An 11799-nucleotide genomic window follows, 5' to 3' on the forward strand; every position below is an offset into this window, starting at 1 on the left:
CCCCGCGACCGACACCTCACCCACAACAGCAGACGTCTCGTTCCACTCCACCAGAACCCGACGACGCTCCACCTCCTCCAGCACGTCAACCGAGCTCAGTCGACGTCCCGGCGCATCGGCGACGGCCTCCAGCACGCGCGTCAGGCGCTCGGCGAACCGGGCGACGGTGCCCGCGTCGAAGAGGTCCGCGGCCGCGATCAGCGCACCGCGCAGACCGGCCGGCGCGCCCTCCGCGTCGTAGGTCTCCCCCACGCTCACGTCGAGGTCGAACTTCGCCACCGCGGTCCCCGAGGTCTCCGCGACCCCGGTTCCCCCGGCGCGCAGGCCGGACAGGTCCAAGGCCGCCTCGGCGTTGTTCTGCACGGCGAGCGCCACCTGGAACAGCGGGTGGCGGGACAGCGAGCGGGCCGGGGCCAGCTCCTCGACCAGCCGCTCGAACGGCACGTCCTGGTGGGCGAAGGCCGAGAGCCCCGTGTCCCGGACCCGGGACAGCAGCTCGCGGAACGTCGGGTCCCCCGAGAGGTCGGTGCGCAGCACGAGGGTGTTGACGAAGAAGCCGACGAGGTCGTCGAGCGCTTCATCGGTACGGCCGGCGTTCACCGCGCCGATGGGGATGTCGTTCCCGGCGCCCAGCCGGGACAGCAGGACCGCCAGCGCGGCCTGCAGCACCATGGCCATGGTCACGCCCTCGGCGCGGGCGACGGCCCGCAGCCGCTCGTGGACCTCGGCCGGCACGTCCAGGGGCACGCGGTACCCCTGGTATCCGGCGACCGCGGGACGCGGCCGGTCGAAGGGGAGTTCCAGCTCCTCCGGGGCGCCCGCGAGCGCCCGGCTCCAGTACTCCACCTGACCGGCGATGACGCTGTCGGGGTCCTGGTCGTCACCGAGCAGGTCCCGCTGCCACAGCGCGTAGTCCGCGTACTGCACCGGCAGCGGCTGCCACTCGGGCGCCCGGCCGTCGCGGCGCGCCGCATAGGCCGCGGACACGTCGCGGGCCAGCGGTCCGGTGGACCATCCGTCGCTCGCGATGTGGTGCATGGTCACCACGAGGACCTGGTCCTGCGGCCCGGCCCGGAACAGCCAGGCCCGGATCGGCGCCTCGTTCGACAGGTCGAACGCGTAGCGCGTGGCCTCGCCGATCGCGTCGGCCAGCTCCGCCGGGGCCACCTCGGCCACCTTCAGGTCCCAGGCCAGGTCCGCCGGGTCGAGGACGCGCTGGTACGGCTCGCCGTCCGCGGTCTCGAACACGGTGCGCAGGACCTCGTGGCGGGCGATCACGTCCCGCAGCGCGGCGTTCAGCGCGGCGACGTCCACCGTGCCGGCGAGCCGGACGGTGACGGGGATGTTGTAGGTCGCGCTCGGGCCTTCCAGCTGCCCGATGAACCACAGGCGGCGCTGTGCGGACGACAGCGGCAGGCGCTCCGGGCGTTCGGCCGCCGTCAGCGGCACCCTGGCCCGGTCGGCCCCGTGCAGCTGGGCGGCGAGCCCGGCCACCGTGGGCGCCTCGAACAGGACCCGGATCTCGACCTCGACCCCGAGCACCACCCGGATGCGGCTGACCAGTCGCACCGCGAGCAGGGAGTGGCCGCCCAGGTCGAAGAAGTCGTCGTCGACCCCGACCGTGGGCAGGCCGAGGACCTCGGCGAACGCCGCGCACAGGATTTCCTCCTGGGCGGTCGAGGGACCGCGGCCGGTACCCGCCGCGGCGGCGTAGTCGGGCGCGGGCAGGGCCTTGCGGTCCAGCTTGCCGTTGCTCGTGAGCGGCAGCGCGTCCAGCGTGACGAAGGCCGACGGAACCATGTGTTCGGGCAGTCGCTGGGCGGTGAACTGCTTGACGGCCGCAGAGAGTTCCGCCGGGTCGTCGTCCTCGTCCACGGGCACGAGGTAGGCGATGAGGCGGGTGTCGCCCGTGGCGTCCTCGCGGGCGACGACCGCCGCCCGGTCGACCTGCGGGTGCGCGGTCAGGACCGCCTGCACCTCGCCCGGCTCGATGCGGTAGCCGCGGATCTTGACCTGGTCGTCGGCGCGGCCCAGGTACACGACCTGGCCGTCCGCCGTCCAGCGGGCGCGGTCGCCGGTGCGGTACATGCGCTCGCCGGTGCCCGAGAGCGGGGAGGCGACGAACCGCTCCGCGGTCAGGTCCGGGCGGCGCACGTAGCCGCGGGCGAGCTGGGCGCCCGCGATGTACAGCTCGCCGATGACGCCGGGGGCCACCGGCCGCAGCGAGGCGTCGAGCACGTACAGGCGGGTGTTGGCCACCGGCTTGCCGATGGGGACCACGCCCTCGGCCACCTGCTCCGCCGTCAGGCGGGTGGTGGCGACGCCGATGGTCGCTTCGGTGGGGCCGTAGTGGTTGAACACCCGGCGCTCCCCGGCCGCCTCGATGAGCTCCTTCACCCATGCGGGCGAGGCGGATTCGCCGCCGAGCACCAGGGAGCCGCTCGGCAGGACCTTCGTCAGGCCGTCGGCGCTGCCCAGCGCCGCGAGGTGGGACGGGACCACCTTGAGGTGGTCGATGCGGTGCTCGGCCAGGTAGTCGGCGACCGCCACCGGGTCGGTGACGGCGTCCTCCTCCAGGACGTAGAGCGTGCCGCCCGAGACCAGGCCGGCGAACACGACGGTGTTGCCGAGGTCGGTGGCCTGGGCCTGGAGCAGCGCGTAGCGCCCGCCGGGTTCGCCGAACCCGATCCGTTCCGGGACGTTGGCGACGTAGTTGGTCAGGGAGCCGTGCGTGATCGCGACGCCCTTGGGCCGGCCCGTGGAGCCGGAGGTGTAGATGACGTAGGCCAGCTCGTCCGGCGCCGCGGTGACGTCCGGCGCGGTGTCCGGGGCCATCCCCAGCTGCATCGTGACCAGGGTCCCGTCCACGGCGACCGAGCGCACCTTGCCGGTGGGCAGCTCGTCGAGGATGTCCTCGGTGCTGAGCAGGAGGACGGCGCGGGTGTCGGTCAGCATGAACGCGATGCGTTCGGCGGGCTGTTCGGGGTCGATCGGGAGGTAGCCCGCCCCGGCCTTCCACACCGCGAGGATCGCGGCGATGGTCTCCACGCCGCGCGGCAGGCACAGACCCACCACCGACTCCGCGCCCACGCCCTGGTCCACCAGGAAGTGCGCCAGCCGGTTCGCCCGCGCGTCCAGCTCCGCGTACGTCACCTCGGCGCCCTCGCAGACGACGGCGAGGGCGTCGGGGGTCCGGGCCGCCTGGGCCGCGAACAGATCGGCCACCGAACCGGCGGTCGCCTCGGCCGCGGTGTCGTTCCAGTCCACCAGCACCCGGCGGCGCTCGTCCTCGTCGAGGACGTCCACCGCGCTGAGCCGCACCTGCGGCTCGGCGGTCAGGGTGTCGAGCACGCGCGCCCAGGCGGCGGCGATCCGGCCCGCCGCCTCGGCGTCGAAGAGGTCCGCGGCGACGGTGACCGTCCCCCGGAACCCGGCGAGCGCGCCGTCGGCGTCGAACTCCTCGGCGACGAGGACGTCCAGGTCGAACTTGGCCGAGGTGTGACCGGCCGACATCCGGCCGGCCTGGAGGTCACCGAGGTCCAGTACGGCCTCGATGGTGTTCTGCATGGTCAGGACGACCTGGAAGAGGGGGTGACGCGCCATGGAGCGGGTGGGGGCCAGTTCCTCGACCAGCCGGTCGAACGGCACGTCCTGGTGCGCCACGCCCGAGAGTCCGGCTTCCCGGACCCGGGCGAGCACCTCGGTGAACGTCGGGTCCCCGGACACGTCGGCCCGCAGGACCACCGTGTTGATGAAGAAGCCGACGAGGTCGTCCAGGGCCACGTCCGTGCGTCCGGCGTGCGCCGAGCCGATCGGGATGTCGGTGCCCGCGCCCAGTCGGGACAGCAGGACCGCCAGCGCGGCCTGCAGCACCATGAAGGTGGTGACGCCTTCGGCGCGCGCCAGCTCCACCAGCCGTGCGTGCACCTCGGCCGGGATCTCCAGGGACGCGGTGTGCCCGCGGTGGGAGGCCACGGCCGGGCGGGGGCGGTCGAAGGGCAGGGTCAGCTCTTCGGGGGCTCCGGCGAGGGTGCGGCGCCAGTAGTCCACCTGGCGCGAGACCAGGCTGTCCGGGTCCTGGTCATCGCCCAGCAGGTCGCGCTGCCACAGCGCGTAGTCCGCGTACTGCACCGGCAGCGGCTCCCACTCGGGAACCGAACCCGCGCCACGGGCCCCGTACGCCACCGACAGGTCGCGGGCCAGCGGCCCGGTCGACCAGCCGTCACCCGCGATGTGGTGCACCACCACGACCAGCACGTGCTCGTCCGCACCGACCGCGAACAGCCAGGCCTGCACCGGCAGATCGACCGCCAGGTCGAAGGCGTAACCCGCCGCACCGGCGACCGCAGCGTCCACGTCCGCCGCGGCCACCTCGGCCACCCGCAGCTCCCACTCCAGCTCCTCGACGCCGAGGATGTGCTGGTACGGCTCCCCGTCGGCGACCGCGAAGACGGTGCGCAGCACCTCGTGGCGGCCGATGACGTCCCGCAGCGCCGCGTTCAGCGCCGCCGTGTCCACGGCGCCCGTCAGGCGCAGGGCCATCGGGATGTTGTAGGTGGAGCTCGGGCCTTCGAGCTGCCCGATGAACCACAGGCGGCGCTGCGCGAAGGACAGCGGCACCCGCTCGGGGCGCTCGCCCGCCGTCAGGGCCACCCGGGCCCGGTCCTCGCCGTCGAGCCGCGCGGCGAGCCGCGCCACCGTCGGCGCCTCGAACAGCGCGCGCAGCGCCACCTCGACGCCCAGCACCGTCCGCACCCGGCTGATCAGCCGGGTCGCCAGCAGGGAGTGACCGCCCAGGGCGAAGAAGTCGTCGTCGACGCCGACGCTCTCCAGGCCCAGGACCTGTGCGAACACCCCGCACAGGATCTCCTCCCGCAGGGTGACGGCCCTGCGGCCGCCGGCCGCGGCGCCGCCCTCGTAGTCGGGGGCGGGCAGGGCCCTGCGGTCGACCTTGCCGTTCGCGGTCAGCGGCAGTGCGTCCAGCACCATCACCGCGGACGGGACCATGTACTCCGGCAGCCGTCCGGTGACGTACTCGCGGACGGACGCCGTGAGTTCGGTGCCGTCGTGGTCGCCCGTGGACACCACGTAGGCGACGAGCCGCTTGTCCCCGGGGGCGTCCTGGCGGACGATCACCGCGGCCTGCGCGACCTCGGGGTGCGCGGCCACCACGGCCTGCACCTCGCCGGGCTCGACCCGGAAGCCGCGGACCTTGACCTGCTCGTCGGCGCGGCCGGCGAACACCAGTCGTCCCTCGGTGTCCCAGCTCGCCCGGTCCCCGGTGCGGTACATGCGCTCGCCCGGCTCGAAGGGGCAGGCGACGAACCGCTCCGCCGTGAGCCCGGCCTGGCCCGCGTATCCGCGGGCCAGGCCCGCGCCGGAGGTGTACAGCTCGCCCACCACGCCGACGGGCACGGGGCTCAGCCACTCGTCCACCACGTACACGCGGGTGTCGGAGACCGGGGTGCCGATCGGCACGCCCGCCTTGCCCGCCACGTCGGCGGCCCGCACCTCGTGCACGGCGGTGAAGGTGGTGTTCTCCGTCGGTCCGTAGCCGTTGAGCAGGCGGACGGAGGGCAGTCGGTCCAGCACGGCGCGGCAGTGCGCGTGGGAGAGGACGTCGCCACCGGCCAGCAGTTGGTGGATGCCGCGCAGCATGTCGGGGTCCTGGTCGACCACTTCGTGGAAGAGTCCGGCGGTCAGCCACAGGGTGGTGACGCGGCGGGTGGTCAGGAACTCGCGGAGTTCGGCGACGGACAGCGCACCGGAGGGTGCGACGGCCAGGGTCGCGCCGTTGAGCAGGGCGCCCCAGATCTCGAAGGTCGCGGCGTCGAAGGACGCCGAGGCCAGGTGCGCGACGACGTCGCCGGCGCCGAGTTCGACGTACCCGCAGTCGCGCACCAGGCGGTCGATCGCCCGGTGCGGCACGACCGTGCCCTTGGGCAGGCCGGTGGAGCCGGAGGTGTAGATGACGTAGGCACCGCTGTCCGGGAGGACGGGGGCGGAGCGTTCGTCGTCCGTGAGCGCGGCGTCGGCCAGACCGGCGAGCGCGGCGGCCGTCTCCGCGGCGTCCAGGACGAGGTACGGGACGGGCGCGGCCGCGGTGGCCGGGGCCCGGGGCGGCAGGACGGTCCCGCCGGTGGTCACCAGCAGCGCCGGCGCCGCGTCGGCCAGCATGAACGCGATGCGCTCCGCCGGGTAGGAGGGGTCGACCGGAAGGTAGGCGGCCCCCGCCTTCGTGATCGCCAGGAGGGTGACGACGGCGTCGGCGCCGCGCGGCATGGCCACGGCGACGAGCGACTCCGCGCCGACCCCCCGGTCCAGGAGCAGTCGGGCCAGCCGGTTCGCCCGGGCGTCGAGCTGCGCGTACGTCAGCTCGGTGCCCGCGGCGGTCAGCGCCACCGCGTCGGGGGTGTGGGCCACCTGCGCCTCGAAGAGCGCGGGCACGGTCGACGCCGCGGTGCGGCGGCCGGTGTCGTTGAGGTCCACCAGGACGTGGTGGCGCTCGGTCTCGTCGAGCACGTCGACGGCGGACAGGGCCAGGCGCGGACCGCCGTTGAGTTCGTCCTTCAGCGCGGCGACCAGGTTCTCGGCGGTGGTGCGCAGCAGTGTGGCGACGACCTGGGGGTCGATCGTCTGCACCGCGTCGACGGCCAGGCCGATGCCGTCCCCGTCGTCGTCGACGGAGACCGAGAGCGGGTAGTTGGTGACTTCCCGGCCGAACACCAGCCGGATGCCCTCGACTTCGGTGCCGCCCGGCGCGGAGTTCTCGGCCTGGTCCTGCGGACGGGCGCTGTTGTGACGGTAGTTGAACAGTGCGGTGAACAGCGGGGCGTCGCCCGGAACCCCGCTCGCCTGCTGCGCCAGGGCCAGCGGAGCGTGTTCGTGCTCCAGCAGTCCGGCGAGCTGGCCGCGCATCGCCACGACGGCGGCGCGGGCCGTCGTGCCGTCGATGCGCACGCGCATCGGAAGGGTGTTGATGAAGGGACCCGCGACCCGGTCGGAGCCCGCCGAGGCGTTCATCCGGCCGAGCAGGACGGTGCCGAAGACCACGTCGTGCCGGCCGCTGAGCGCGGCGAGCAGACGGGCCCAGGCCACGTGCATGAGCGTGGCCGGGCTGGTGCCCAGGCGGCGTGCGGCCTCGCGGATCAGGCCGTCCAGCTCCGGTGCGAACCGGAGCCGGGCGCGGACCACGCCGGAGCCGTCGCCGAGGGCGTTCAGCTCCTGGTAGGGGGCGGTGGTCTCCGTGACGTCGCCCAGCAGCTCGGAGAAGTAGCGGGTGTGGGCCTCGCGCTCGACGCCGTTGCGGGCCTGTGCGACGAAGTCGCGGAAGGGGAGCGGCTCCGGCAGGGTGTCGGCCCGGCCGGACAGGATCGTGACGACCTCGTCGAGGACGACCTCCATGCCGGTGTGGTCCTGCACCATGTGGTGCACGCGGAACAGTGCCAGCCACTTGCCGGTGCCCGGCTCGGGGGCCAGGTGCACGCGGATGAGCGGCGCGCGTCCCAGGTCCATGGCCGAGCCCGCGAGCGCCACCAGGTCGGCGACGGGATCGGTGCTCCCGGAGTCGAGGAGCACGTCCTCGACCGTCAGCGCGGCTCGGCGCCACACCACCTGGACGGGCTCGCGCAGGCCCTCCCACACGATCGTGGTCCGGAGGATGTCGTGGCGGTCCACCACCTGCTGCAGGGCGAGCAGGTACCGGTCCAGGAGGTCCCGGGTGACGAATTCGACCACCATCGGGGTCACGTAGGCGTCCTCGCCGTCCTCCGCCAGCAGGTGGTGGAAGAGCAGACCCTCCTGGAGCGGGGCGAGCGGGTAGACGTCGGCGACGTTGGCGGCGCCGCCGTCCACCGTGGCGACGATCCGCTCCACCTCGGCGGCCGTGAGGTCGACCAGGGGGAGCATGTCGGGGGTGATCGTCCGCGCGTCGTCGGGGATGCCGTTCGGCGGTACGACGACGAGTTCCGCGTCGGAGGAGGTCGCGAGGCCCGCGACGGTGGGCGTCTGGAACAGCGCCCGCACCGACACCGGTACGCCGTGCTCCCGCAGCCGCTCGACGAGCCGGACCGCGAGCAGCGAGTGGCCGCCCAGCCCGAAGAAGTCGTCGTCGACGCCGACGCTCTCGAGCCCCAGTACCTCGGCGAACGCCGCGCACATGAGTTCTTCCCGCAGGTTCGACGGGCCGCGGCCCTCGCCCTTGGCGTACTCCGGCACGGGCAGGGCCTTGCGGTCCAGCTTGCCGTTCACCGACAGCGGCAGCGCGTCCAGCACCACGACCGCCGACGGGACCATGTACTGCGGCAGCTGCTCGGCCACCAGGGCCCGCACGCCCGCCGACAGCTCGTCGTGGTCCGCGCCTTCGGCGGGCACGACGTAGGCGACCAGGCGGGGGTCGCCGGAGACGTCCTCGCGGGCGATCACCGCGGCCTGCTCGACCGACGGGTGACCGGCCACCACGGCCCGCACCTCGCCGAGCTCGATGCGGAAGCCGCGGACCTTGACCTGTTCGTCGGCTCGGCCGACGAACACCAGCCGGCCGTCCGCGTCCCAGCGGGCCAGGTCGCCGGTGCGGTACATCCGCTCACCGGGCGCGCCGTGCGGGCACGCCACGAAGCGCTCCGCGGTCAGTCCGGGGCGGCCCGCGTAACCGCGCGCCAGTCCCGCTCCCGCCAGGTACAGCTCACCGACGACACCGGGCGCCACGGGGGCCAGGAAGGCGTCCACGACGAACGCCCGGGCGTTGCCGATGGGCGAGCCGATCGGCACCTCGCGCGCTCCGGGAGCGCAGCGCCACACCGTGGCGTCCACCGTGGTCTCGGTCGGACCGTAGGTGTTGAACATCAGGCGCCCGGCGGACCAGCGGTCCACCAGCTCCGGCGAGCACGCCTCACCGCCGACTTCGAGCACGACGCCGGGCGCGATCGACCCGGGCTCCAGCCCGGCCAGCACGGCCGGCGGCAGCGTCGCGTGGGTGATCCCCTGCTCCGCGAAGAACACGGCGAGTTCCTGGCCCAGGCGCCGCTCGGCGGGGACCACGACCAGCGCCGCGCCCGAGGTGAGGGCCAGCGACCATTCGAGGCAGAAGTTGTCGAAGCTCAGCGACGCGAACTGCGCGACGCGGGACTCCGGGCCCGCGCCGAACCGGGCCAGTGCCGCGACCGTGTTCGCGAAGCCGGACTGGGTGACGACCACGCCCTTCGGGCGGCCCGTCGATCCGGACGTGTAGATCACGTAGGCGGGGAGCGCGAGCGCCCGCGGCCGGTCCCCGGCCGTCGACGGCCGGGCCGCCGCGTCGTCCAGGGCCCGGGCGAACTCGGCCGTGTCGACGATCACGAGCGGGGCGGAGGCGGGGACGGCCCCGACCGTGCCCGCCGCGCCGAGCACCACGGCCGGCTCGGCGTCGTCCAACATGTAGGCGACCCGCTCGGCGGGGTAGGTGGGGTCGATGGGCAGGTAGGCGGCGCCCGCCTTCAGGATGCCGAGCAGCGCCACCATCAGGTCGACGCCGCGTTCGAGCACGACCGCGACCAGCGACTCCGCGCCCACTCCCCGGTCCACCAGGTAGCGCGCCATCCGGTCGGCCCGGGCGTCGAGTTCCGCGTACGAGACCTCGGCGCCGTCGGCCACGACCGCGACGGCGTCGGGAGCCCGGGAGACCCGCTCCTCGAACAGCTCCACCACCGTGGCGCGCGGCACCTCGGCCGCGGTGTCGTTCCACTCCACCAGCACCCGGCGGCGCTCGTCCTCGTCGAGGACGTCGACGGCGCCGATACGGGTGCGCGGGTCGGCGGCCAGGGTCCGGAGCACCGTCCCGAGGCGTCGACCGAGCTGCTCGACGGTGTCCCGGTCGAACAGGTCCGCCGCCGCGACGACCACGCCGCGCAGGCCCGCCGGACGGTTCTGGGCGTCGAACACCTCGCCGACGGTCACGTCCAGGTCGAACTTGGCGACCGGCGCCCCCGCGGGGACCGCCTCCGCCGCGAGACCGGACAGGTCCAGGGCCGCGTCGGCGTTGTTCTGCACCGTGAGCGTCACCTGGAACAGCGGGTGGCGGGCGAGGGAGCGGGCCGGGGCCAGCTCCTCGACCAGCCGCTCGAACGGCAGGTCCTGGTGCGCGAAGGCCGCGAGAGCGGTCTCCCGCACCCGGGAGAACAGGTCGGTGAAGGTCGGGTTCCCGGACAGGTCCGTGCGCAGCACGAGGGTGTTGACGAAGAAGCCGACGAGGTCGTCGAGCGCTTCGTCGGTACGGCCGGCGTTCGGCGCGCCGATGGGGATGTCGGTTCCGGCGCCGAGCCGGGACAGCAGGACCGCCAGCGCGGTCTGCAGCAGCATGGACATGGTCACGCCCTCGGCGCGGGCCACGTCCACGAGGCGCGCGTGCACCTCGGCCGGGATCTCCAGCGGCACGCCGTGGCCGCGGTTGCCCAGCACCGCCGGGCGGCTGTGGTCGTAGGGCAGGGTCAGCTCTTCGGGGGCTCCGGCGAGCGTGCGGCGCCAGTAGTCCACCTGGCGCGAGACCAGGCTCTCCGGGTCCTGGTCATCGCCCAGCAGGTCGCGCTGCCACAGCGCGTAATCCGCGTACTGCACCGGCAGCGGCTCCCACTCGGGAACCGAACCCGCACTCCGGGCCCCGTACGCCACCGACAGGTCGCGGGCCAGCGGCCCGGTCGACCAGCCGTCACCCGCGATGTGGTGCACCACCACGACCAGCACGTGCTCGTCCGCACCGACCGCGAACAGCCAGGCCTGCACCGGCAGATCGACCGCCAGGTCGAAGGCGTAACCCGCCGCACCGGCGACCGCAGCGTCCACATCCGCGGCCGCCACCTCGGCCACCCGCAGCTCCCACTCCAGCTCCTCGACGCCGAGGATGTGCTGGTACGGCTCCCCGTCGGCCATGGGGAAGCGCGTACGGAGCACCTCGTGGCGGCCGATCGCGTCCCGCAGCGCCGAGTTCAGCGCCTCCTGGTCGAGCCGGCCCCCCAGCCGCAGGGCCATCGGGATGTTGTAGGTCGAGCTCGGGCCGTCCAACTGCCCCATGAACCACAGGCGGCGCTGCGCGAAGGACAGCGGCACCCGCTCGGGGCGCTCGCCCGCCGTCAGGGCCACCCGGGCCCGGTCGGCGCCGTCGAGCCGCGCGGCGAGCCGCGCCACCGTCGGCGCCTCGAACAGCGCGCGCAGCGGGATCTCCACGCCCAGGACCGTCCGTACCCGGCTGATCAGCCGGACGGCGAGGAGGGAGTGGCCGCCGAGTGCGAAGAAGTCGTCGTCGACGCCGACGTCCTCCAGGCCGAGGACCTCGGCGAAGGCGGCGCACAGGATCTCCTCCCGCACGCTGGAGGGGCCGCGGCCGGAACCGGCCGTGTACTCCGGCGCGGGCAGCGCCTTGACGTCCAGCTTCCCGTTGACCGTCAGCGGCAGCGCGTCCAGCACGACGACCACCGACGGAACCATGTACTCGGGCAGACGACGCGCCACCAGCTCACGCACCGACTCCGGCAGCACGCCCCGCTCGCCATGGGCCACCACGGGCACGACGTAGGCGACGAGTCGCTTGTCACCCGCCACGTCCTCACGGACCACGACCGCGGCCTGAGCCACCATCGGATGCCCCGCCACCACCGACCGGACCTCACCCGGCTCGATACGGAAACCACGCACCTTCACCTGGTCATCCGCACGTCCCAGGTAGACCAGCTCGCCCTCAGCGGTCCACCGGACACGGTCACCCGTCCGATACATCCGCTCACCAGCATTGGTGTAAGGCGAAGCTACGAACCGCTCAGCCGTCAGACC

The 11799-nt window shown here is 73.9% G+C and carries 1 protein-coding gene; it reads right to left on the reverse strand.

The window, feature by feature from the left end; all coding sequences use genetic code 11:
* The coding region (locus ACFWAR_RS38030; protein ID WP_385787894.1) for an amino acid adenylation domain-containing protein at positions 1-11796 on the reverse strand (11796 nt) is incomplete at its 3' end.
* Positions 11797-11799 lie beyond the last annotated feature (3 nt).

The organism is Streptomyces sp. NPDC059917 (genome assembly GCF_042730635.1).
In the GTDB taxonomy this organism is placed as follows: domain Bacteria; phylum Actinomycetota; class Actinomycetes; order Streptomycetales; family Streptomycetaceae; genus Streptomyces.